The sequence below is a fragment of the Sphingobacterium alkalisoli genome (assembly GCF_005049105.1).
Classification (GTDB): Bacteria; Bacteroidota; Bacteroidia; order Sphingobacteriales; family Sphingobacteriaceae; genus Sphingobacterium; species Sphingobacterium alkalisoli.
This window is the reverse complement of sequence record NZ_SUKA01000008.1, coordinates 1-26,068: the sequence shown is the minus strand read 5'-3', so window position 1 is coordinate 26,068 and position 26,068 is coordinate 1. Positions and strand designations below refer to the sequence as shown.

Here is a 26,068-nt window from a genome sequence, read left to right as displayed (position 1 = left end):
TTATATGCTGAATCTGCTAAGCATTCGTAAAAGTTTTATTAATTTCAGAAGCAATAAAATAAATCTACTTAAGGCACGTGCATGAAAAATTTCCCTATCCCAGAAAATGAATTGGATCGTATTCAAAGGTTGAAATCCTATGAACTTCTGGGGCTTGGAAAAGATCCTGATCTTGATGTTTTCGCGCACGCTGCTTGCCTGATAACAGATTGTCCGGCGTCACTTATAGCGATGATGGAAGAGGATACGCAACGTATTCAGAGCTGCGTAGGCCTCGATTTCGAATCCGTCGACAGACGTAGTACCTTATGCCAATATACCATTATGACGAGAGAGGTACTTGTCATCGAAGATACGTTTGAGGATGTAAGATCGTCTTCCAACTCCTTAATTAGGGAAGGTAACATTAGATTCTATGCCGGTGTACCTTTAGCCGACGAAGACGGTATTGTTTTAGGTACCATTTGTGTCATAGATTTCGTTCCTAAATCCATTACTACGAAGCAGATTGCGTCTTTGGAGCAATTGGGGAAAGCGGTGACCAAAATTCTTCTTGGAAAAAAAAGAAAAATACAGGCTGGATATTTCGGAGAGATATTTCACCTCACAGAAAACATGATCTGCGTCTTAGATGAAGTATTTCGTGTCAAGGAAGCCAATCCTGCTTTCACAGAAGGATTAGAGGTTTCTAGATCCTCTGTCATTGATGATTTTTTTTACGATATTATTGGTAATGAAGACGATACTTTATTAACAACCTTAGAGAAAGTGTCTGAAAGTGATCCGGGACTTCAACTGACTACCATTACGAAGAAAATGGACGATAATGGTATTACCATTGAGTGGCGTTTCAAATATGACCCTGTCCATCGCGAGATCTTTGCCTTTGGTAGAAATATCACCAAAGAAAGAGAGGAACAGCAGAAACTGGAGAGTTCTGAGCGACGGTTTCGAAAATTTTTTGAAAATGCCATTGGGCTCATGAGTATGCACGATTTGGATGGCAATATTCTCGCTGTCAATCAAAAAGGTCGTGAACTATTAAAGTATTCGGAAGATCAGGTAAAAAAATTAAATCTCCGGCAGTTGATCCCCTCTCGTCATTTAGAAAATATGGAAGCATATCTGGAGCGGATTGCTCGGGTTGGAGAAGACTCCGATATGATGATTTTGCAAACCAAGGACGGAGAAAAGATCTATTGGCTGTATCATAATATGCTTGAAACCGACACCGAAGGCAGATCGTATGTGGTGAGTACGGCGCTGAATATGACCGAACGAATACAGTTAGAGCGAGATCTCTTACATACTAAGCAGATCTTGGAGCAAACGAATGCCGTCGCGCAGGTAGGTGGATGGGAGGTTGATCTTGCTCAAGACCAGGTCTATTGGTCTGATTCTACGAAGCTGATCCATGGTGTACAAAAAGACTTTGTTCCAACTATTGATCATGCGATTAGTTTTTTTGAACCAGAAAGCCAAACGAAACTGAAGGAGATTTTTGAACGTGCAATAACAAAAGGCATACCTTATGATACGGAATTGAGACTTCGTAGGGAGCAGGGCGAAGTCATTTGGGTGCGTGTAAAAGGAATACCCGAGCTCGAAAATGGCTCGTGTAAACGGGTTTTTGGCATTATTCAAGATATAGATCGAAGTAAATCACTGTTTTTGGAGCTAGAACGAAAAGAAGCGATGCTGCAAGCCTTTGTAGATTATGTTCCAGCCTCCGTCGCGATGTTTGATCGGGACTTCAATTATGTTTCGGTTAGTCATCAGTGGATCGATGACTTTCATCAAGGAAAGGCTGACTTGCTAAATCAAAATCTGTTTAACTTATTTCCGCATATTCCCGAAAAGCGAAAGCAGATCTATCGTGACGCACTAGACGGTAAGCCTTATAAAAATGTCGATGAACTAATCGAAGTGGGGGGTACTTCAGAAGCCCAGCATTTCAATTGGGAAGTACGACCCTGGCATATGGCTGATGGTCTTATCGGTGGTATTATTATTTTTACACAGAACATTAGCGAATCGGTTCAGGTAAATCAAGAATTGAAAAAAGCAAAGGAGCTCGCCGTGTTAGCGAGCGAAGCCAAATCAGAATTTTTGGCAAATATGAGTCACGAAATAAGGACACCGCTAAACGGTGTTATTGGATTTTCAGACCTGCTGTTGAAAACACCGCTGAATGACGTTCAGGTACAATACCTAAATTATATCAACGAGTCTGGAAATAGCCTGCTAAATATTATTAATGATATTCTAGATTTTTCGAAGATTGAATCTGGTAAACTGGAACTGTTTATCGACAAATTTAATGTTTACGATCTGGCACATCAAGTAATTAATGTAATACTTTATCAAGCACAGCGGAAAGAGGTAGAGCTTTTACTCAACATAGAGCAGGGATTACCCGCCTTTATCTGGATCGACGAACCTCGTATCAAACAGATTTTGATCAATCTCTTAGGAAATGCTGTTAAATTTACCGAACAGGGAGAAATAGAGCTAAAAATTGAGAAAATTCATTGTGACAGCAGCACGCTCACCTTACGATTTTCGGTTCGGGATACCGGTATTGGTATCCCGCTCAGCAAGCAGCAGCGGATTTTTGATGCGTTCACGCAAGAAGATAGCTCAGTGAGCAAACGATACGGAGGCACGGGATTAGGGCTTACGATATCGAATAATTTACTCAAGTATATGGGAAGTAAGCTTAGTCTCGAAAGTGTTTTGGGAGAAGGGTCGGTGTTCTATTTTGATATCGACGTGGCTTACGAGCAAGGAGGCGAGGACAATAACGGAGAACTTCCTGTAAGTAGGGTACTTGTCGTAGATGACAATGCGAACAATCGGGTTATCCTTCAACATATGTTGGGCTATAAAAATGTAGAGTCTGTTCTGGCCGCAAACGGAATGGAAGCGTTGCAACTACTGGTTAAAGGAGAACGCTTCGATGTTATCCTGATGGATTACCATATGCCCATCCTTTCCGGACTAGAGACGATAGATAAGATTAAAGAACTGTTTCACAAGCAAGGTGAGGTCGTTCCATTGATAGTTTTGCATACCTCATCAGAGGAACATGAGGTTTTATCTACCTTTCGTCAAGAAACCAACTCGTTCTGTCTGTTAAAACCTATTAAATCTAATGAGTTGTACCATGCACTTCGCAGGGTTATTCAGCAAAATAAGCAAGATGATGAGCAAGCTAAATTGAAAGTGTCAGGTTCTATATCCCATGTTTATAAGCAACAAGCACTTGTATTAATAGCTGATGATAATGCCGTAAATATGGCTTTGAACTTACGCATGATGGCGTCGATTATGCCCAATGCAGAGCTAGTGGAAGTGTCAAATGGTGTCGAAGCGGTAAGTAAATGTTTGCATCAGTCTTTTGATTTAATATTGATGGATGTCCAAATGCCACAGGTAGACGGTATAGAAGCGACGAAGCAAATCCGTCAGCTTCCCGGTTACCAATTTACACCAATAATCGGAGTTACAGCAGGAAATGTAATTGGAGAGCGGGAGAAATGTTTAACAGCTGGAATGTCGGATTTTCTTCCAAAACCCATACGACAACAAGATCTGTATTCCATATTGCAAAAATTTGTAAAACCGGAGCCCTCTGAGACGATGGTTACTGCGACACCAGACGACCATTTGGATATGCAGGCATTGAAACAACAGGTTGGCGATGATGCCGGATTTATGACGTTCTTCTTGGATCTGGTGGTGAAGGAGCTAAATAACGCTGCTCTTAACGTCAGAGAAGCGAAAGAGGGGCAAGATTTTGATCGAATAAAGCAAATACTGCATAAACTGAGAGGAACTTCTTCCACAGCCGGACTCGTCAAATTGGCTAAGTCTACATCTGAACTGGAAAACAACCTGTCATCGTACAACGATCTGAGCGTGGTGCTAACGGGTATTGAACACGAAATTGAAACAGGAATAAATTTAATTACGAAACTTTTAAAGGAGCAATAGCATGTTGATTTTAATAGCTGAAGATGACGAGTTAATATTACGAACAATAGAGCATAAACTACTGAAAGAGGGGTATCAAATAATTTTGACCCGTAACGGCAAAGACGCAATTGAAAAGATTAAAGAGCTGAATGTGGATCTTGTGGTCACTGATATTATGATGCCATTCGCTTCTGGGATCGAGATTTTAGCCGCGATAAGGTCATTTCAGAAAGAGCTACCTGTTATCGTGTTGTCAAGTCTGGGACAAGAAGAAGTCGTTGCCGATGCATTCGATCTAGGCGCAGCAGATTTTATGGTCAAACCTTTTAGTCCGAATGAACTAGTCTTAAGGATCAAGCGTTTAACCAATAAGTAATGAATTCTATGTTGCATCGGGTTACCATTCACGAACTTGTTATCGCCATCGTCGTGGTGTTGATCCTGGTGTTGCTATTGACTATAACGGTATTGTCTTACAGTTTTTACAAATACCGGATTCTTTATCGAAGACAAGCTTGGGTACAAACGAGCGAGCAAAAGGTTATGGAAGCTATTGTGCGTGGTGAAGATGGGGCTAGTCTGGACGAGACATTCTTGATGCAACTCCGAGAGCCGTCTTTTCGCAACGTGTTTTTAGGTGTTTTGGTCGCTTCTGATCGCAAATTCTCGGGTGTAGCCCGGAATGAAGTGAATAATCTCTTTAAAATATATAAAATGGAAGATGCAGCCTGGCAAAAACTTCAACAAAAGAAGTCGTATCTCATCGCTGGCGGAATACTCGAATTAGCAGTCATGCGGGTTGAGGATGCTATTCCAGACATTATCTCCCTACTGGACCACCCAAAGCGACAGGTTTACCAAGAAGCACAATACGCTATAGTTGGCTTTAAGGGATTTGACGGTCTAGATTTTCTAAATACACTTGTAGTTCCTTTGTCAGACTGGCAACAATTGCGTTTGCTCCGTTCCGTAGCAAAATTGCCCGATGCATATGAAAAATGGATGAAAAATTGGTTAATCAGTCCAAATGAATCGGTTATCATTTTTACCCTCCGTTTGATACGAAAGTTTCAGTTATTACCATTTTACAATGACGTCGTTAATTTATTGGACCATGCGTCTGTAACTGTTAGCGTACAAGCTATACGTACCCTAGCGGCCTTAGAAAATGTCGATACCGTTTATCAACTAATAGCAATTTTTGCTACACAGCCCCACGAGTCACAAATCGAGATTTTACGAACTCTTAAGAAATCGCGAAGCCCGCAAAGTGAACCGTTCCTCCAAGAGCAGCTATGGTATAATCCAGCGATTTCGGTCAAGATTGCAGCAGCCGAGGCACTGATTGCTTTAGGACAGCATAGTTACTTAAAGAATATTGCTGCAACCGAAATAGTACCCCTAGAAATTAAACAAGTTATTAAACACGCGTTGCAAGAAAAAGTATGATAGAATTCGCACATATTGTTTACGAAATTGTGATCTGGCTATTTCTCTTGTATTCAGCAGCAATATTTCTCATTTATATCTGGGTCGGGCTCTATGCATATGGTGCCGTATCACGCTACAAGCATGACAATACGTTTACCGATTATAACTTTATTGCCACAAATACTGACGCGCCCACCCTCAGTTTGATCGCTCCAGCATTTAATGAAGGCATGACCATTATAGACAATGTGCGTTCACTACTCTCGATTTACTACCATAACCTAGAAATTATTATCGTGAATGATGGTAGTCGGGACGATTCCATGCAAAAACTAATTGAAGCGTATAACCTGGAATCGATATCTTTTTTTGTGCAGGGGAATATAAAAACCAAGCAAATACGAGGTGTATACAAGAGTAAAAATCCAGCATTCAAGAAGTTGATAGTCGTCGATAAGGAAAATGGGGGTAAGGCCGATGCACTTAATGTAGGCGTAAACATATCTTCTGGCGACTATATCGTTTGTATAGATGTGGACTGTATTCTGGAGCAGGATGCAATTTTGAAATTGGCAAAGCCCTTTTTAGAGCAGACCGATAAGCAGGTCATTGCCTGTGGGGGTGTTATTCGTTTGGCCAATAACTGTAAAATTGAGAACGGAAAGGTTGTTGAGGTAAATTTGCCGAAATCATGGCTAGGCAGAATGCAAGCATTAGAATATATTCGCGCTTTTGTTTTAGGACGTATGGCTTGGTCCAGGGCTTCGGGTTTAATTCTAATATCCGGAGCCTTTGGTGCTTTTGATAAGCAGATCGTGTTAGCCTGTGGTGGATACGATACGACCACCGTTGGAGAAGATATGGAGCTGGTAGTTCGGATGCGGCGCTATATGGAAGAGCGGGGAAGACCTTATGAAGTCGTGAATATTCCAGATCCGTTATGTTGGACAGAAGTTCCTGAATCCAAAGAAGTACTAAAGAAACAACGTAACCGCTGGATGCGTGGTACCATAGAAACGCTATGGAAGCACCGCAAGTTGATGTTTAATCCGAGATATGGTCGGCTCGGACTAATAAGTGTTCCTTATTGGTTTTTCTTTGAATTCTTAGGGCCACTGGTTGAATTTGCAGGATACTTCATCTTTTTGCTCTTTTTATTCTTCGGGATCATTAACTGGCCTTTTTTCTTCGCCTTATTTGCGCTGGTCATTTCGTCTGGGATTTTGTATTCTATTTATGCTATCCTGGTCGACCTCGTAAGTCATCAGGTATATAGTAAAAAGCAAGATCTTTCCAAGCTAATCGCTACGGCTATTCTAGAACCCTTCTATTTTCACCCGATCGTGGTAGGTGCTGGCGTGCGAGGGGTAGTCGACTATTTCCGAAAGAAGCATGGCTGGGGAGAAATGACCCGGCAAGGCTTTCAACAAGCCGCAATCGAAGAACCATTTACGAAACGCTTAGGTCGACAGTTAGCGTTTGCCTTGAGAAACTTTGGCGTTATAGCACTAGTATTCCTTATACTCTATATGATTTCGGTGGGCGTAGAATGGTGGTGGTATGGTCATCGTTTTACACATCTTGCTGCTGTAAATACCGGAGGACAACTTCTTTTAGATAATCTCTACTTCGCATTTCAAGCGCTTCTAGGAGGCGGAATAATTTACCTCGTATTACAGTTTATCAGTCGATGGTGGGCAAATACGGTGCTGGTAGTTTCATTTTCATTCATCGTCGTAATGCATTACATCCTGTTTCTGTATTTTGCAGAATCACGTAATTTACTTGGGGCGGACCTTTTCTATTACAATATCGCGGAGATGAAACAGATACTAGATACGAGCGGTATGTTAAGTTTCACCAATATTGCGTTGCTCGTGGTTCTTTTAGTGGCGTGCTACCTGCCATTTTGGATATTTAGCAAGCGGTCTTTAAATACAGTTTACGTAGGTTTAGGTATGCTAGTACTTGGAATCGTAACGAGCTTTTTGCCCCTAGATATTTTCTTCTCATCCACCAAAAATGATTTATTTGTACAAAATGCAGGACGAAGCAAGTGGCGATATTTTTTTGATTCTAATCTCACTATCTATATAGAAGAACATTCAGGTATGTTTACTGGATGGTTGGATAATGAAGTGGATTCGACGAATCCGAACGATGGATTTCCCTTTCTTAGAAAAGAGGATACAAAAGATATTTTAGGTGGATACTTCAAAAACACAGATACCGTACCCAACTTAGTGATTATTATCGTGGAAGGTTTGGGGCACGCCTATAGTTCGCCTTTAGGTTACGTTGGCAACTTTACACCATTTATTGATTCTTTGGCTAAGCAGTCTCTCCATTGGGAGAATAACCTGAGTTCCTCGGGAAGAACTTTTGCCGTATTGCCTACATTAACTGGTTCATTACCTTTCGGACCGCATGGTTTTTTAGAACAAGACAGCTTGCCTCCGCATTTCAATCTGTTTAATGTGTTGAAAAAAAATGGATTTTCCACTGGTTTTTTTTATGGTGGAGACGCCAGTTTTGATCAGATGAGTAAGTTTATCAACTACAGTGGAGTGGATAAACTTATCGATCAGAATGCGTTTTCACCTCCTTATAAAAAGCTTCCTGAGCAAGGGGGGGAAAGTTGGGGATACGAGGATCAAGCTGTATTTAATAAATTTATCGAATTGCAGGGCTTACAGCAAAGCCCCTATTTTCATGTCTTGCTAACCTTGTCTACACATAATCCTTTTTTAATTAATAATGAAGCTTATTACGATAAACTTTTTGATCAAAGAGTGGCGAGCCTATCATTAGCCGCTGATAATAGAAAATGGGCGCTTGAGAATAAGAAACAGTTGGTGTCCGTCTTGAACTTAGATGATGCGTTACGCCAATTTTTTGCCGCGTATCAAAAAAGAGCTGACTTCGGTAATACCTTGTTCTTAATAACAGGAGACCATGCTATGCCAGAGATTCCTTTGCAAAGTAAAATGGATCGCTACCATGTTCCGCTTATCATCTACTCGCCTTTGTTGAAAGAACCTCATACTTTCTTGAATACAGTCAGTCATTTTGATATAGCCCCCTCTCTTTTGGCATATTACCGGGAGAACTTTGGATTGTATACACCCAGTCACGTCACTTGGGTTGGCCGGGGATTGGCAGAAGGGATATCCGAAAAAAGTAACGGGATTGCGCTCATGCAAAGTAAAAATCAGTTGAGTGATTTTGTCTATCGTAATTATCACCTCTCGGACGGAAAACTTTACAAATTGGATAAACGACTGAATGGAGATCTTATCTCGGATGTCTCTGCACGTGAGCTGTTGTTGCACCGTTTTGAAACATTTAAGCATAAAAATAAATTTTTCCATACCAAAAAGAAGCTTCTCCCCGATAGCGTTTACCGAGGCTATTTCGAAGGACGCAAGCCTTAGAATGTTTTGATATAACCAACGGTAATATCTATTTGGTTTCCCTTTTCGTTAGGTCTATACTCTTGGTTATAATAAGTGGAAGAAATGGAGAAAAGGTTTGTGCGATTTACAGAGAAATTATACTCAGCACCTACTTTAAATGTTTTTAATTTATAAGAAGCATTGTCTAGTAAGTTGTTGCGATTCTCCTCAGGGCTTAAACCGGTACCGATAATGAATCCAAGGTAGTCATTTGCACCTTTGGTATAGTAACGGACAGTACCTGCATAAGATTGGGAAATATTTTCTTGACTTGGCGTAAGATAGGTGCGAAAGTTGAACCAGTAATTTTGGTAGTACTTGCCTATCGAAGCCGTGTACATCCAAATGTGATCATTGAAATACAACTGACGGTAGCCCACTTCTCCTTCAAAACTTTGCGGGAGATTTGCGTAAAGCGATACACCAGTTCGGTAATTTGGAAATATTCCCACGTTGTCCGAATAACCAGCTCCGACATAGAGATAAAATATTTTAGAAAGTCGTGGGTAAGCTTCTAATTCAAACTGCACTCCGTTATCTGCAAATTTATTAGCGTAGTTTGTTCTAAAAATAACAGATCCGATCGGTGTCGCTCTTCGATAGCTCAAGCCGACGATATGCCAGTCATCTTCGAATTGCTTGTCAAAATGGGTGAAGTTATAGGTGATTCCAAGCGCATTTTTAGCGGTAAATTCTTGAATATTTTTAATCAATGCTCTTGCTTCTGTATGCTTTGGGTTTAATTCCAACAAGCGGTTTACCGAACGCTCCGCTATTTCATAGTTATTATTACTGTAATTTATTTTAGTTTTCAACAACAACAGATCCTGCGAATCGTAATGCAACGCAATTCCTTTATCTACAATCGCATTAGCATTAGCAGGCTGGTCGTTCCAGAACTCAAGGGAGGCGTAAGCGAGGAAGAAATCCTCATCCTCCACCTTTCTGTTAACCAGATCTGTAAAAACCATTCGGGCGGAGTCAATATAATCGGACCACGTATATAAGCGTCCAAGAAAGATGCTGATATCTATGTATTCGGGGGCCTTCTGTAATGCTTGTTTACTTAATTTTATGGCTTCTGAATAATCTTTCTGTTCGAATGCGTGATGGCGTGCCCGCAGAAAGATCTCATCAGCAGAAAGATCATCTTCTTGGCTCATCGATGTAAACGGAGATAAGAATGTACAGAGAAAAAGATAAAAAAGGTTCTTCATTCCAGATGTCATTTATGATCGTATTGTAATATTACTTAAACTTAGACAAATTTGATTTTATATGCAAACAAGCACCATTTATTCGCAATTTCTGCTGCTAAACAATCATTGGATCTCTGTGTCTTGCAGCGCCTGTTTATATGCCCTTAAAGCTCTTTCTCTCGCAAAAGTATGGTCCACTATAGGAGGTGTCAATTGCAGGTCGTACTCCGGGTACCAAGTTTTCACGTAAGCAAGATCCTTGTCAAATTTTTGAGTCTGCGCTGTAGGGTTGAAAATACGGAAGTAGGGTGCGGCGTCACATCCACATCCAGCGGCCCACTGCCAGTTGCCATTGTTGGCCGATAGGTCATAGTCATCTAGTTTTTCGGCAAAATAAGCCTCGCCCCAGCGCCAATCGATAAGCAGGTGTTTGCATAAAAAACTTGCTACCACCATCCGCACCCGGTTATGCATAAAGCCAGTTAGGTTCAATTGTCGCATTCCTGCATCAACAATGGGATAGCCCGTTTCCCCTTTACACCATAATTCAAATTCATGTTCGTTGTTCCGCCAATTTATTTGCTCGTACTTTGCTTTGAAGCAGGTGTCCACCACTTTTGGGAAATGATGCAAAATCTGCGTGAAGAATTCCCGCCAAATTAGTTCAGAAAGCCATGTCGCGTTATACTGCAAAGCAAAGGCCACACATTTTCTGATGCTTATCGTGCCAAATCGTAGAGCAATACCTAAATGTGTGGTACGGTTTAATGCTGGGAAATTTCTGTACTTATCGTAGTCCATGATGATATTTAGATCTATCTCTGGTGCCTGGAAAGTTAGGTCTGTTTTTTTGAATCCTAAATCGGCCAGCGTTATGATAGATGAGTGATCTACTTTTTGCCAGGGCGTTAAATCAACTGATTTAGCTGCATAATGCTCCGGTTTTAATTCAGATAGCCATTTTTTTGCGTACGGCGTATACACTGTATAGGGCGTGCCATCTATTTTCGTTATCTCCGATTGTTCGAAGATAACGTGGTCTTTGTATGTATGAAATGGAATATTTTTGTGTAGCAGATAATTTCGTACGGTATCGTCTCGTTTAATTGCATCAGGCTCATAATCCTTGTTGCAATATACCGCTTGTACATCATAAGCTGCTGTTACTTGTTCGAATATTTCTATAGGCTTGCCATGATACGTCTGTAGTGCGGTATGTGCGTCTTGTAATGCGCTATTCACAGAGGTCAACGCTTGCTGTATGTAATCCACTCTTCGGTCGTACTTATTGACCAATCTATCTAGAATTTCTGTGTCAAATATAAACATAGGCAGCACAGGGTAGCCAGAAGCCAAGGCCTGCTGCAAACCCGTATTGTCCTCGAGGCGAAGGTCACGTCTGAACCAAAATATAACAAGTTTACTCTTCATTTGAAAAAGGAAGTTTTCTACTACGATTTAACTATTTTCGCTAAAAATACCAATTTATTTTCGTCAGGGAGTAAAGAACAGAAAATATGAAGCTAGCTATGGTCGTGATTCAAAAAAATAATTTTTATTTTCAATATTACAGATATTTTCTATTTTTGTGCCATCATGAAGTTCGCAAACTATACAACATTCATCGGAAAACCTTGGACCGCTTAGTCTAAGGGTGCTGAATTTACCACCCAGTTTACTTATAGCCTAGCTTAGGCTAACATATATTGTTGTATACTTATTACTATTAAATTTTATGGAAAATAAAAAATGGTTGCGCACCTATCTGTTTATATGGTCGGGACAATTTATATCGATGTTGACCAGCTATGCGGTGCATTTTGCAGTAATTATATGGTTAAGTCTGGAGCACAAATCTGCCGAAATTTTAGCGTATGCCGGCATTGCTGCCATGCTTCCACAGGCCATCATAGGACCTTTTGTGGGTGTATTTATTGATCGATGGAATCGTAAGAAAGTGATGATCTTTTCAGATGCATTTTTAGCGCTCTGTGCCTTAATCATGGTCTTTTTGCTACAAAACGAAACGGTAAATCTCAACTGGGTCTACCTAATGTTGGCTTTCCGTTCAGTCGGAAATGCTTTCCATTCACCTGCAATGCAGGCTATAGCGCCTCTTATTGTTCCCGAAAAGGATTTGCTTCGTGTTTCTGGAATTAATCAAATGTTGCAGTCGGGGAGTAGCATTGCCGGACCCGCAGTCGGAACGTTAGCAATTACCTACCTATCGATTTCAAATGTGTTATACCTTGATGTAATTGGAGCAGCAGCAGCGATCATCTCGCTTTTGTTCGTGACCATACCTCATATTAAAACGGAAGCAAGATTGTCGATCAACGCAGTCGTCATTGAGTTAAAAGAAGGATTTAATGCCGTATTGAAAAATAAAGGGCTGAGTTTTCTGTTTTTTTATGCCATGATGGTCACATTTTTCATTATGCCGGCAGCGATAATGTTTCCATTATTAACAACGGGACATTATGGCGGTGGAAAATGGGAAATGAGTATTATCGAGATTGTCTGGGGAATCGGGATGCTCATTGGTGGTACAGTTTTAGGCGTTTTCAAGGTGAAAGCCTCCAAGGTTATTCTAATAAACGCGATGCATCTGGTATTAGGCTTGTCTTTTATATTATGCGGTTGGCTGCCATCAGGATGGTTCGTTGGTTTTGCAGCTGCGACTATTCTTAGTGGAATTGCGTTGTCTGTATTTTCGGCATCTTTTACCACTATTTTGCAGTTGGAAGTCGCTCCGGGTATGTTGGGGCGTGTATTTTCTTTGTACTTCAGTGTGGCCGTTTTACCGAGTGTGATTGGTTTACTATTTACAGGTTTGATCGCGGAGCGAATTGGTGTTGCGAATGCCTTTTTAATTTGTGGCGGGTTGGTGATTTTGATAGGAATTCTTTCGTTCTTAACGCCATCGTTGATGAAGTTAGGAAGAAGCAAAACGGTCGAGCAGCAAAATATGTAGTTAAAAGCATAACTTCTTGACGGTAAATGATTAGCCCTATTTGGGCTAGTCACTTACCATCAAAATTCCTTTTCTGTAAGGGTTGCATTTGCCATGGCCCCCGCAAAGTTGCCTGTAGCAACCGCATTAGCAACAGAACGCATCATACTCGTACTATCTCCACATGCAAAAATCCCTTCAATAGTTGTCTTCTGGAAGTTGTCTACTTTGATATAACCCTGTTCTGTCAGCTCGCAACCTAAATTCATCGGAATATCCGAATGTTGCTGAAATGCAACCGACGCATACATAGCATCCAAGCTAATTTTGCTGCCATCTTTTAAAATTACATTTTGAATGATCCCGTCTTTGTGTTCTATCACCCTAATTTTTTGATCGATAACCTGTATATTGTGCTTGTTCAGTTTTGCCATTTGCTCGGTATTGAATTCCGCTGTTCCGGAAGTCAGAATAGTAATTTTATCTGTCAGGTTATTGACTAGCGAGGCCAGGTGAAAAGCTCTTTCTCCGTTTGCCATAATCCCTGTCTTCTGGTTGCGAAACTCATAACCGTGGCAATAAGGACAGTGAATGACAGAAATTCCCCAACATTCAGAAAAGCCTTGTATGTCGGGCATGATATCTTTTACACCTGTGGCAACAATAAGTTTCTTTGCATTAAACTCTTCACCAGTTTGTGTCGTAATCGTGAAGCCATTTGCAGTTTTTACCCCACTAATAGCTAGTCCATCGTAAAATTGTACCGTGTTGTATTTTAATACCTGAGCTTTAGCATTTTCTGCAATGATGCTTGGTTTCTGGCCGTCTTGCGTAATGAAATTATGAGAATGAGGAGTTTGCCTATTGCAGGGCAATCCGCTGTCAATTATCAAAACGCTTCGCATAGAACGCCCTAACGCCATTGCGGAAGAAAGCCCCGAGTAACTCCCGCCGATGATTATTATATCAAAATTTTTATTATCTGCCATACTGTTTAATTTTTTGAATAGTATAATCTATTTTGTTGTTAAATTTAAATATCTTGATAAAGATAAGTAATGTTTTATTATTGCGATTATATCGCAATATGTTAATGCGACTATTTTACATTAAATTTACAGAGAAATCTTGTACGCATTTCTATTCCAAAAAGGATAGCAATAATTTGCTCGTGCAAGCTAATTTAGACAGACAGATTTTCGGACGAAAATATTAAACATGAAACGTAGGAATACACCCTCAAAAGAAGCTGTTTTAAATTTGTTGACAAATGCAAGAAAGGCAATGAGTCACGATGCGATTGAACAAAATATAGACATAGAAATAGATCGCGCAACTATTTATCGGGTTTTGAATCGCTTTTGCGAAGACGGTTTGGTTCACAAGATTGTAGCCGAAGACGGAAAGCAGTATTTTGCAGTATGTATGAAATGCGATGAGAATAGTGTTAGAAATCATCATTTTCATTTTCGTTGCATCCGTTGTCAAACGATAGAATGTTTACCCGAAAATGTTCATTTTTCTGTTCCACAAGGATACCATGTCGATAGTGTCAACTGCGTACTTACAGGAACATGTAAAGAATGCTCGTCGTAGCCAGATCGCTTTACATGTAACTTTAACTGAATAAATTGTATAAAAAATATTTGCCTACCAACTAATAGGTATGTGTCTTTACTGAAAGAATTAACAATGTCAAAGCGAGAAGAAATTATACAGCTTGCAGATACTTTGATTAGGCAAATTGGTTTCAATGCCTTTAGTTTCTATGAAATTTCTGAGAAGGTGGGTATAAAAACGGCTTCTATACATTATCATTTTCCAAAAAAATCCGATTTGGCTGTGGCTGTTATAGCGTACCACTTTAATAATCTCAAGGTATCTATCGAGAAACTAGGAGGGAGATCTCCAATTGAGCAATTGGATATGTTCTTTTCCATCTATTCCAACATCCAAAAGGAAAAGAACGTGTGTTTGGTTGGCTCTCTGGCAAGCGACTTTAATACATTAGAAGAAAAAGTACAACATAAACTGAAGGAATTTTCGGATTTGATGCTGGCGTGGGTAAGCAATTTTTTGGAAGAGGGAAAAACTGAAAATGTCTTTCAATACGAAGGTTTATCGAGAACAAAAGCGTTAATGATTATAACTAATATGCTTGCCATTGTGCAACTTTCACGACTCACCAATAACAATGATTTTGAAGTTCTAAAAGAATCAATAAAAAACGAATTGATTAAAAAATAGCTATGAAAGAATGGTGAAAAAAATATTGCTGAAACCAGTATTATCAAAAAAAGGTAACAATCATAGCACCATTAGTCGAAATATTAATTAACAAAATTATTTAGCAATGAGAAGAGTAGTGATAACAGGAATGGGAGCTTTAACTCCTATTGGAAATAATGTTGAAGATTTTTGGCAATCGCTTGTCAATGGAATAAGTGGCGCTGCAGGCATCACTAAATTTGATACAACTAAATTCAAAACGAAATTTGCATGCGAACTTAAAAATTTTGACCCTTTAGATTTCATTCCGAAATCTGAAGCTCGGAAGTTCGATTTGTTTTCACAGTATGCTTTAATTGCTACGGAAGAGGCCATAAAAAACGGAAATATCACTTTCGACAACTTGAATAAGAACAGAATTGGTGTTATTTGGGGATCTGGCAACGGCGGAATTGGCACTTTCCAGCAACAAGTAGCCGAATTTGCACAAGGAGATGGAACGCCGAGATTTAATCCTTTTTTTATACCAAAAATGATTGTCGATATTGCTTCAGGTCTTATTTCAATCAAATACGGATTACGTGGCGTCAATTTTACAACCGTATCAGCCTGCGCCACTTCCAACACTGCCATTATAGATGCTTTTAATTATATCAAATGGGGTAAAGCAGATATGATTATAACCGGTGGATCTGAAGCACCTATAACAGAAAGTAGTGTTGGTGGATTTAATGCATCTAAAGCACTATCAACGCATAATGAAAACCCTGAAAATGCTTCAAGACCTTTTGACGTTAACAGAGATGGGTTTGTGATGGCCGAAGGTGCGGGAACTATCATTTTAGAAGAGTTGGAACATGCGAAAAAACGCGGGGCCATAATTATTGCTGAAATTGTCGGTGGTGGTATGGCAGCAGATGCTTACCACATGACGGGTACACATCCCGAGGGTGAGGGTGCGTATTTAGGTATGCTTGCAGCATTGGAAGATGCGAATATAAGTGCCACTGCAATAGATTACCTAAATACGCATGCAACTTCTACACCACAAGGTGATAATAGTGAACTGAAGGCCGTAGAACGTGTTTTTGGCCGAAACAGCAAATTAAATATTAGTGCAACAAAATCAATGACCGGACATTTATTGGGCGCAGCCGGTGCAGTGGAGGCGATTGCCTGCATCAAGGCAATTCAACATAATATAGTTCCGCCTACGATTAACGCTGTAGACATTGAGCCAGAATTTAAAGATATTTTTAACCTAACATTGGGAAAAGCTCAAACAAGAGAAGTAAATTATGCTATGAGCAACACTTTTGGTTTTGGCGGACACATTGCAACCACAATTTTTAAGAAATATATGGAATAGAAGACAATGGCTGCTCAATTTAAAAGATGTTCGTGTTCTATTCTGCTCCATCGATGTCCGAAAGGGAGCATCTGGGACACAACCCGTTTTTGCGTGATTCATTTTTGTGGTGTCATTCAGGATACAGTATCATGGCAAGACAGAAAAGGGTAATCAAATTGAATGGGAAGATCGGAGATCTTTAATCGAAAAGCTCTCGAGGTGTTACGCCTCGAGAGCTTAATGTATCACGCGGCGAAGCTAGGCATTCCAAGGAATGATGCTGCTATAGATCGCTTTTCCTTCGTGATCGATGCACTGCACTTGCAATTGCTCTTTATTGATGGCGAAGTACATAAAGCCATAGGTAGAAGCTTCAAATCGGCTGTAATTTACGCCTTTTTTGACAGGAGTTACTTCCGATCCACTACCAGAGATGAACTGATGAAAGTGTTTTTCCTGCACTTTTAAATGTTGCATGGAATGCTCGTGACCCGATAGATATAAGGGAATACGATGTTTCTCTAAAAGAGGTTGTAAAACTTTCCTGACTGCCAATGTATCATAGTTGTCGGTCCGTGGCCCTGCCGTGTAGATCGGATGGTGTCCCACCACAATTTTCCATTTTGCATCCGAAGTTTGAAGTAACTCGTTTAACCAAGCTAGTTGCTTTTCGGGTTGCTGTCCGGCTACATGCGGGCCATACTCACTGTTCTGGTAGAATTCAGGTACCAGGGGGTTGGTATCGATAAACGCAATCAATACCTCCGCTTCTTCCTTAATTTTAAATGTTTTACTGTAGTAGCGCGACGGCATCTTCCATCGGCGACTGATAGCAGTGTAGCGTACCTGCGCATCTGGATCCGACTTATAATCATGGTTGCCCAAAATAGGGTACCAATCCCATTGCAAGGAGAAATCGGTGTAGACATTCTCAAAGGAATAATGCCATAAGGGGTCGTGCTCACTCACTACGCCCGAAGGGTAGAAGTTGTCGCCCGTTGAGATTATAAAATCATTAGGATGTTCTGTAGCCCATTTTCCCATTTGCTTAGCGACCTGTATCTGATGGTCAGCCCCATTACGACCCCAGTCGCCAATGGCTAGGAAATGCAGATCGTACTCATCTTTTAACAAAGCACGGCTATTGATATCTTCACTCTCTATTTTCGTAGCAGCGTTGGCTGCCATACTAGCCAGCGATACGCCGGAAAGACTAGCACCAAGGGCCGTGCCCAAGGTACTTTTCATAAAGTCTCTTCTTTTCATGTCTATCTGCTATTGATAACCGTTGTTCTGGTCCCAGTGTGTATTCACATTCAGTACACTAGTGGGTACCGGGAAGATTCTGCGGTATTTCTCGTTTGCGCCAGCGGGATATAAAGATCGGAATCCCCAACTATCCTCGAATTTTCCGTAGCGGATCAAATCATTTCGACGCCAGGACTCATCAGCAAATTCGCGAGCACGTTCATCAAGTATGTCCTCCAAGGTTGGGGCGGTAGCGAGTAACGGTGCGTTTACATAGGCACGGATCTGATTGATAAGCGATTGCGGTGTTTCGCCGTTTGTAGGTGCAGCGCCACGCAGGATAGCCTCTGCTTTCATAAGCAGTATATCGGCGTATCGGAAGATAGGTACATCGTTACTCTGGTTACGTTGATTGGCAGAAGTAACGGCGACATCCATATAAAACTTGATGGAACGATAGCCCATGGATCGCCCTTTTTGATCGTTACCCACATTCAACGTCGCCGCACCATCGGGGCGTAGCACGATATCGTTTGTGGTCTCCAATTGCCAGTCGAATTGTTCATCAGCGTCTGCAGCGGTGTAATCTTGATCGATACCACGTTTGGAGGTCCTTATCAAGAAAGGACGATTTGTGTCTTCGGTGTAGTTCGACCAATAGTACTGCTTACCTCCAATGTAAGATTGATTGCGTTCGTCTCCCGGCAGATTAAACTTATCAAGATAACTCGGTAATACACGGAAGGTGCCTCCTACACTTTGTGGCAAAGCAGCAAACTGGTTTTGTGCGCTACGGTGGATCCAGAAACGGGAGTAAGTCATACCTTGCTGTTTTTCCCGGTCGTAAGGTACTGCAAAAATAAAGTCCTTGATTTGATAGCCATTGTTGGGACGGAATTTTTCCATGAACTTATGGCTGCTCAGGTTAAATTTCCCGGACTCAATGATGCCGTCACACATTGCCACCACTTGATTTAATTTTTCGTTTGGTACTGCGGGATTATAATTAGCCACATCTTCCGTGGTATAGACTGCCCAGTTGAGATACAGTTTGGCAAGCAGTGCTTGTGCCATATATTTTGTTGATTTTCCATACGTTGCGATGGATACTTCAGTCGGTAGCAAATCGATAACGTCTAACAATTCTGATTCAATAAAACGACAGATCTCGGCACGACTTGTTCGGTTGGGAACTTGATCTACAGGTGCAGTGATTAGCGGGGCAGCTCCAAAATTATCCATAAGGATAAAATAATAGTAGGCACGAATAGCCCGCGCCGGCGCTGTTAGGTTCGGTCTTTCTTCACCGAAAAGAACAATGGCATTATTGGCTAAGGTAATACCGACCGACGCTGAATTCCACATGCCAGGTATTATGCTATTGTCTGGAGTCCAATTATGCACATGTAGCTCACGGTATCGACCTCCATCATAATAATCTGTACCCATTGCTACGCTAACGGCTTCATCTGCTGATAGTGTCTGCGCCATCCAATGGTCACGACCTAGTGCGCCGCGATAGGCTGCGTAAACATCGGCTAATATAGCTTCTGCTGCCCGTTCCGAGTCCGGAAATACGGTGTTTTGTGATTTTATATCTATTTCTAGGTCAGTACATGAAGCTACTGTGAGCGCCAATGCCGACATTGAAAACAAGCGAATAAGAAATTTTGATTTCATCTGTAATTTTCCCCTCAGTTATAAGTTAAAGTTAAGCCCAAACATAAACGTACGTGTGCGTGGATACGTTTGGCGATTGTCAATTCCTGGTGTTAATCCTCCGAGTCCTACTTCGGGATCAATACCTTTGTATTTCGTCAATACAAAAACATTGTTCATCGTAGTATAGACTCTCAAATTTTTGATCGGTAAGTTTTTGATCGGTAGGGTATAAGCTAACGTTAGATAAGCTAGTCTTAAAAAGCTGCCGTTTTCCAAATAGCGATCGGACAAGTAGTGCGAATTAATATCTCTTGGTTTTTCCGTTTCAAGTACACTAGCTAACAAGTTCTTTTGTCCTGCATTTCCGAAAACATTGGAATGGCGCGCACGTGTTGCATTCATAATCTGTTGTTCAAAAGCCCCCTGGAACATTCCTGTCAGAGACAGATTTTTATAAGTAAAAGTATTATTCCAACCGAGGACCAATTTTGGTTGTGGACTTCCGGTTACTGTTTGATCTTTGCGCTGCGGTGTAGCGGTGGTGCCTCCGGTAAGTTCTCCCGTCTGCTCATCACGTTCATTAAATACCGATATACCATCCTCGTTGTATCCCGCCCATTCCCAAGTATAGAATTGGCCTATCGGTGCACCCGGTGTTAGCCGCTGTTGGGATATACCAGTTTGTCCTGCTCCTCCTAGATCGGAAAGTTCAATAAAGTCTCTCGTGAACTCTTCGTTGGCAATGCTAACCACTTTGTTGGTATTATGGGATAAGACCACGCCTGTATTCCATTTGACGTTTTCTTTGTCTATTACCTTTCCATTCAGGGTAAGTTCAATACCACGGTTTTCAATCTCGCCCACATTGGCTGTTAGTATTGGGAAAATATATTTGGACAAGCTGACCTGATAATCATAGATTAAATCACTGGTTTTCTTTTGATAAACTTCTACTGAACCCGTCAAGCGGTTACGTAAGAAGCCGAAATCTAATCCTAGGTTAATCATACTCGTAGTTTCCCATTTGAGATTCGGATTGCTATTGCGAAGTGCAGCAAGCGTACGAAGTGGAGTCACTTTGTCCTCATCGATAACATAGTCAAAGAAATTCCTAGTCGCCCCAAAGACCCGCTGCGCGGTAAATGCATCAAAGCCGAGTGAGTTTCCACTTACACCATAGCCGGCTCGTAATTTCAGATCGTCGAAAATACCCGCTTTCCGAATAAAGTCTTCTTCGGAAAGACGCCAAGCTGCCGATACCGAGGGGAAAGTCGCCCATCGGTTGTTGGCACCGAAGGCAGAGGATCCATCGCGTCGTACGGTTGCTTGGAAAAGGTATTTACTGTTATACGAATAATTTAAGCGCCCGTATACCGAAATCATACGTAAGGTGGAAAGATAATATGGACCAAATCCCAACATATCCACTACATTCGCCATTCCTGGGTTGTAGTATCCTACTTCGTCATCATAGTAATCAGACGTTGTTAGCTGGAAACCGTCGTTATTGTTGTTTTCTTCCCAGGAATAACCAGCCAATGCCGAAATCTTATGTAGGTCGTTGAAAGTTTTGTCGTAACTTAGGTTCATCTCCATGACCTTACGCTCATCTTCTACGGCTGCACGTATAGATCTACCATTTTGACCTCTTGCCGCCATAGATAGACTTGAGTAATACTGTGCATTGTTAAACTGTCTGTTCTGCATAGAGAGGTCGATATTATACGTCAGACTTGGTAAAATTTCGTAGCCGACTTTGGCGTGCGCCTGTATCACTTTTGTTTTCGAGAAATTGGTGTTCTCTTCAATCAACGAAACAGGATTGGCGTACTGCGATCGGTCTGGAGTTTCAAACCAGGATCCGTCTGCTCTGCGTACTGGAGATACCGGCAGATAGTAGTACATTGCATCATAGACACTCAAGCCTTGATCAAGCGCCAGTACATCATTTTGCTTGGTGATACTGGTATTTATATTGAATGACGCAGTTAGGCGATCATCTAAGGCTTTGGTCTGTAAAAAGCCTCGGCCTATCTGGCGCCCCATGTCAGTACCCTTAATTACTCCATTGTTTTTGATCGTGTTGAGACTCACACTATATTGCGTTTTCTCTGCTCCTCCCAAGATGGATATATTGTGATTGTTAGATACGCCAGTACGCTCTACTTCACGTTGCCAGTCGGTATCGGCACCGAGATCATCTGCTGGTTCCAGCGAATATCCATTCTCAAGTACGAAATTTCGATGTTGCTCCGCGTTCATCATTTCGTAACGCTTAGCTACCCGATCTAGGGATAAATAACCATTATAATTGATGCTGGTTTGACCAGTCTTACCTCGTTTGGTTGTCACAATTATAACACCGTTAGCTGCTTTGGATCCATAGATGGCAGTTGCTGATGCATCGCGTAAGACATCAATAGATTGAACGTCGTCGGGAGCAACAAGTGCAAGGGAAGCACCTGGTACACCATCGATCACATAGTATGGCTCCATAGCTTCACCACTTCGTAATGTAGAAGCTCCGCGTAAACTAACGGATGGTGTGGCATTGGGATTGCTATTATTGGTCGATATAGTTAATCCCGGTACTTTACCCTGTAACATTTGTGCAGGTGATGTAAAAACACCTACATTCATATCTTCTGCCTGAACCGTTGTGATGGAACTGGTAACGTCTTTTCTAGCAATCCGGCCATATCCGATCACCACCTCTTCTAGGTCGGTCGTGATGGGAGAGAGTTTCACACTTAAGGCTAATGGTTTTCCCTGTTGTATGGTATAACCTGAGAGTGTATCGGGCTGAAAGCCTACCGAGGTAAAGATAAATTGGTAAGGGCCGCCTTCGGGTAAAGTGCGAAAAGAAAACAGTCCTTTGTCGGTAGAGCTTGTCGTGAACGCTTTACCCGAGCCACCATGAACGGCCTTGATGCTCACACCAGAAATGAATTTTCCGGATTCGTCTTGTGTTGCTCCTTTTACTTGCTCTTGCTGTGCCTTTGCCTGGGAAAGACCTGCGGCCAACAGCGCTAGAAACCACACACTTTTTTTAAATTGATACGGTTTGTTAAACATGATTTTTTTTACTTATAGGTTTTCTTTTATTTTTTCTTCTTTTGTGTTTTCGTCTTGATGATAGATCGTGTAAGAGCCATCGGCTTCCGTAACATAACGCAGGTCATTGATTAGACAAATCACTGTCAGCACGTCTTGTATTGTTTCGCGTTGTGGATTAATGCTGCCGGTATATTGAATTTTTGCGATATTTTGTTCTCCTATTTTTATCGATGTATCGTAAGCAGCTGCAAGTGCTGCAAACACCTCTGGCAATGGAATATTATCCATTTGAAGCAGGGAAGCTTTGTTTTTTTCAGCGGCAGGTGTTGCTGCTAGAGTTGTTGGTTTTTTAGGGATACCTTGCTTATGTGCTACGAGACGCATATTTGTGTCAAAGGAAAGGGACTCGCCTGCCTTGTTTAGGACTATATTGTCGAAAGCGGGAATTTGTGCACGAGAGGCGACAACGACTTTCCCCGTATGGAGCTCTACAGTTGTATACTTGGATTTAGTACGTGTATCAATGGTGAATGACGTACCTAAGGCAGTCGTCTTCGTTTCGCCAGCATATACGCTAAAAGGACGTGACGCATCTTTGGCAACGGAGAAATAGGCTTTACCATCTAGATAAATATCGCGGCTGTGGCTTGAAAATTCACGCGTATAGCGCACCCTACTTTGCGCAAAGAGTCGGACGGTAGATTGATCGGGTAGTGTGAGTACCTGCACCTGCTGTTCGCTGTTTGTGACTGAAATCCAAATACTATCTTGCGCTACGCGTGAATTTTCGTGCTGCTCGACAAAAGATGGTGCTGCTGTATCTTGATGTTGTGTAGCCCAACGCCACAGATTGAACGACAGCAATACTAACACCGCGGCGGCTGCCGCATAACGTGTAAATTGCCGTAGACGATAGCTGCGGCGCTCGTTGCATTCTTGTTTTTCTTTTTCGTGGTTTATCTCCTCGTTGATGTGCTTTGCCATCTTGTTAGAGGGTATATTTTGCGACGGATTTCCTTCAAAGGAATGCCACTCCTTGTCTGCAAAAATATCTTCAATAATAGAAGGATCTTTCCATATTTTCTGACGTAGCTGCTGCTGTTTGTTAAGACGATCACCTTGATCGCTTGGCTTCTTCTTTCCGAACTTCATACTAACATTACGGCGCTCAGAACGGTATCCCTAGTTGCTTAACAATTATTTAATATAGGGGGGAGTGGGCGACTATTGATTAGGAAATAAATATGGTAGTGAAACTTTACGCAGTTTAGAGCATAATGGAATACAGATGCTGCTTGAGCTGCATTAAGGCTTTGCCAATATGCTGTTCGACAGTTTTTGGAGAGATGGAGTACAGGTGGGCAATTTCTTTGTGGGACAGTCCCTGCTTACGGCTTAGTTCAAACACGAGACGCCGCATCTTCGGCATATTTTGGATGTCTTGCTCCATCAACTGCAGTAAATCTCTGCTTTCTATGGCATCGATCAAACTATCTGTAAAGGGGGTGGTTGCCGATTCGCCCTCGTATTTGAAACGGGTAGCTTCTTTGCGAAGAAGGTCGATCATGACCTGACGCGCCATACCGAAGAGTTGAACGTTAACGTCCAACTCTTCGTTTAGTATGTTTCGTTGTTTCCAGAATTTGATAAAGGTGAGCTGAGTGACTTCTTCAGCAATGTATTCGGAACGGGTGCGTTGCATGATGAAACCATATATCTGCTGATGATACTGCTCATACACCCAACTAAAAACTTGATGGTTATCCGCCTTTATCGCTTTAATATGTTCCATTTCAAGACAAAGGTAAAGTGACACCGGGATATGATTGTTAAGAAAATGTTATGGTTATATGAATATTCTGTTTTTCCGTCTTTACCACCCAGGAATCAATTCATTCCACTGATTTTCATCCAGCGGAACAAATTTATAAACCGCACGGTAGTTGCTTTTGAAATACCGATCACGCAGTCTTCCTTTGCCTTTAATTGTTTGGGAAACAATTTCCAGACGATTTGGATTCAGCCGGCCATATTGGTAAACCAACATATTGCGAGGTACGGAAGCTCGTTCGATCACGATCCGATTACCATCAATTCGAAAATATCCTTCAAAAAGCGTTTTCCTATCTGAACTACTTGTCGATTGCAGATGGCGTCGCACTGATTCTTCGTATTCCTCTGGGCTATGGATATCATTGTCGATATCCAGCGTCAAATTGGCTTGTCCACTTTTGAAAAAAGTAAAAAACTGATGCGTTGTTCCTGCTCGTGATGTTTCCGAAGAATAGATGCTGTCCAAAACATATACACCATCGGTACGCAACAGTGACTGGGATGATAACGTAAAATCTTTTTCATATAACCGATAATCACTTTGCTGATATAAGCGTTTGATACAAGAGCTTAAGACAAATGAGCTGCTTAGCAAGATTGTGCCGATGCCAAAGGATCGGAAACATTTGGCTTTTGGAGAACAGAAGCGTGCAAAACGTGTAGAGAACATTGCAGTATTTAATTTATCATCATGAATTGATGGTAAGATAACACATCTGACGAATAGATGTTTTATCGTTTTGAGTTCTCTTCGCGTGTAAGAAGAGACAAACTAAAGAAAAATGAGGAACTTGATTAATTTTACTTTCTACCCATACCTTAACAAAGTATATTTTAATAATTTCAGCAGAATGGATAGCCCTAATCCAAAACCTAAAACAAACTTTGCTTTGTTGTTTCCTACCCTAAAATAACGGTCGAATAACCATGTATAGCTGTCCGTGCTTATACCTACTCCCTACTCCCTTGTCTCTAAAGAATGATGTCACGCTAATCATGAAATCTTTGGACGGCGTTTCAATTTCCGTTGTGGATGTCTTTAAAAGTTCAAGAGACTTTATTTACATTTTCGCGGACAGACCTAAAGCAGGAGCAAGATAGGGCTGAGGCAGGGTTAATACACCGGGCTGAAAAGAAGGGGTGTTAGTCAGGAGAAAACCGGGGATTGCCGGTCGGGCGGCGTGAATGCGCTAGGTCTTTTGCTGTGGGGTCTAAATTTATCTTTATCTGCATCAGTGGTTTACAATAAAGTTATAAAAATAACGTTTAGTTTACTTGGAGGTAATGTTGTAAAGTTCCTATCTTTGCACCACTCCGCAAGGGAGGAACGGTCGGGCCGCAGGGTCCGGCACCTGAAAAAAGAAGGGTTTAACAATATTTAAACGCGGAAATCGGAGAGGGGACGAAAAAATAAATTTTTTTATTTTGGAAGTTCGGGAAAGATTTCTACCTTTGCAGTCCCGTCGGAAACGAAGGGGGATTTTAAAAAAGATAAAAAGGGCCGAAAGGCTTTGAAATAGCAGCAGAAGCGCGAAGCGGATGCGAAGAAAGTTCTTTAAGGAAATGATCATGTAACGTAACGAGTAGCTGAAGTTTTTGGCGAAAGTTAAGAACGATAAGTTAGCAATAACTGACCAGCCAGGTCAGTCCGGAATAGATATAAAAACAAGAC

General features: G+C 41.4%; 17 protein-coding genes. 8 read left to right on the top strand and 9 right to left on the bottom strand.

Annotated features, from left to right (window positions below; all coding sequences use genetic code 11):
• Positions 1-81: 81 nt before the first annotated feature.
• From FAZ19_RS20260 to FAZ19_RS20245, 4 genes are read left to right on the top strand one after another with little or no spacing between them, the layout of a single operon-like run.
• Positions 82-3,996: a response regulator gene (locus FAZ19_RS20260; protein ID WP_136822595.1), complete on the top strand. Its 3,915-nt coding sequence runs from the start codon at positions 82-84 to the stop codon at positions 3,994-3,996.
• Position 3,997: 1 nt separating this feature from the next.
• On the top strand, positions 3,998-4,354 hold the full coding sequence (locus tag FAZ19_RS20255; RefSeq protein WP_136822594.1) for a response regulator transcription factor: 357 nt from the start codon (positions 3,998-4,000) through the stop codon (positions 4,352-4,354).
• Entirely contained in the window at positions 4,354-5,427 is a 1,074-nt protein-coding gene (locus FAZ19_RS20250; protein ID WP_136822593.1) for a hypothetical protein, read from the top strand. Before FAZ19_RS20255 ends, FAZ19_RS20250 begins: the two co-directional genes overlap by 1 nt.
• Entirely contained in the window at positions 5,424-8,843 is a 3,420-nt protein-coding gene (locus FAZ19_RS20245) for a sulfatase-like hydrolase/transferase (protein WP_136822592.1), read from the top strand. Before FAZ19_RS20250 ends, FAZ19_RS20245 begins: the two co-directional genes overlap by 4 nt.
• On the opposite strand, the gene FAZ19_RS20240 is transcribed toward FAZ19_RS20245, so the two are convergent.
• Positions 8,840-10,081: a YaiO family outer membrane beta-barrel protein gene (locus FAZ19_RS20240; RefSeq protein WP_136822591.1), complete on the bottom strand. Its 1,242-nt coding sequence runs from the start codon at positions 10,079-10,081 to the stop codon at positions 8,840-8,842. The genes FAZ19_RS20245 and FAZ19_RS20240 overlap by 4 nt on opposite strands.
• Positions 10,082-10,186: 105 nt before the next feature.
• Positions 10,187-11,494, bottom strand: coding sequence for a cryptochrome/photolyase family protein (locus FAZ19_RS20235; RefSeq protein WP_136822590.1), 1,308 nt, complete (start codon positions 11,492-11,494; stop codon positions 10,187-10,189).
• 304 nt (positions 11,495-11,798) lie between these two features.
• Between FAZ19_RS20235 and FAZ19_RS20230 the strand changes: the two genes are divergently transcribed.
• Positions 11,799-13,037, top strand: a complete 1,239-nt coding sequence (locus tag FAZ19_RS20230) for an MFS transporter (RefSeq protein WP_136822589.1) — start codon at positions 11,799-11,801, stop codon at positions 13,035-13,037.
• Between the two features lie 59 nt (positions 13,038-13,096).
• Here FAZ19_RS20230 and FAZ19_RS20225 read toward each other — a convergent pair whose 3' ends face one another.
• Positions 13,097-14,005, bottom strand: coding sequence for an NAD(P)/FAD-dependent oxidoreductase (locus tag FAZ19_RS20225; RefSeq protein ID WP_136822588.1), 909 nt, complete (start codon positions 14,003-14,005; stop codon positions 13,097-13,099).
• A 229-nt stretch (positions 14,006-14,234) separates the two neighbouring features.
• Between FAZ19_RS20225 and FAZ19_RS20220 the strand changes: the two genes are divergently transcribed.
• The 3 genes from FAZ19_RS20220 to fabF all read left to right on the top strand — a co-directional run bounded on the left by FAZ19_RS20220 (position 14,235) and on the right by fabF (position 16,614).
• Positions 14,235-14,612, top strand: a complete 378-nt coding sequence (locus tag FAZ19_RS20220) for a Fur family transcriptional regulator (protein ID WP_136822587.1) — start codon at positions 14,235-14,237, stop codon at positions 14,610-14,612.
• A gap of 96 nt (positions 14,613-14,708) precedes the next feature.
• A complete protein-coding gene (locus tag FAZ19_RS20215; RefSeq protein ID WP_136822586.1) occupies positions 14,709-15,263 on the top strand; it encodes a TetR/AcrR family transcriptional regulator in 555 nt (184 codons plus the stop codon).
• A gap of 106 nt (positions 15,264-15,369) precedes the next feature.
• Positions 15,370-16,614 carry a beta-ketoacyl-ACP synthase II gene (fabF, locus tag FAZ19_RS20210; RefSeq protein ID WP_136822585.1) on the top strand — a complete coding sequence of 415 codons (1,245 nt, stop codon included), beginning with the start codon at positions 15,370-15,372 and terminating at the stop codon, positions 16,612-16,614.
• A 240-nt stretch (positions 16,615-16,854) separates the two neighbouring features.
• On the opposite strand, the gene FAZ19_RS20205 is transcribed toward fabF, so the two are convergent.
• The 6 genes from FAZ19_RS20205 to FAZ19_RS20180 all read right to left on the bottom strand — a co-directional run bounded on the left by FAZ19_RS20205 (position 16,855) and on the right by FAZ19_RS20180 (position 25,066).
• Positions 16,855-17,862 (bottom strand): metallophosphoesterase, encoded by a 1,008-nt coding sequence (locus FAZ19_RS20205; protein WP_136822584.1) that lies wholly within the window; start codon positions 17,860-17,862, stop codon positions 16,855-16,857.
• A gap of 9 nt (positions 17,863-17,871) precedes the next feature.
• The gene (locus FAZ19_RS20200; protein ID WP_169305723.1) at positions 17,872-19,524 is read right to left on the bottom strand and encodes a RagB/SusD family nutrient uptake outer membrane protein; all 1,653 of its coding nucleotides are present in this window, start codon (positions 19,522-19,524) and stop codon (positions 17,872-17,874) included.
• An 18-nt stretch (positions 19,525-19,542) separates the two neighbouring features.
• Positions 19,543-22,581: a SusC/RagA family TonB-linked outer membrane protein gene (locus tag FAZ19_RS20195; RefSeq protein ID WP_136822583.1), complete on the bottom strand. Its 3,039-nt coding sequence runs from the start codon at positions 22,579-22,581 to the stop codon at positions 19,543-19,545.
• A 12-nt stretch (positions 22,582-22,593) separates the two neighbouring features.
• Complete coding sequence (locus FAZ19_RS20190) at positions 22,594-23,715, bottom strand: FecR family protein (protein ID WP_136822582.1); 1,122 nt, start codon at positions 23,713-23,715, stop codon at positions 22,594-22,596.
• 115 nt (positions 23,716-23,830) lie between these two features.
• Entirely contained in the window at positions 23,831-24,355 is a 525-nt protein-coding gene (locus FAZ19_RS20185) for an RNA polymerase sigma factor (protein WP_136822581.1), read from the bottom strand.
• 81 nt (positions 24,356-24,436) lie between these two features.
• Positions 24,437-25,066, bottom strand: a complete 630-nt coding sequence (locus FAZ19_RS20180; protein ID WP_136822580.1) for a hypothetical protein — start codon at positions 25,064-25,066, stop codon at positions 24,437-24,439.
• Positions 25,067-26,068: the final 1,002 nt, after the last annotated feature.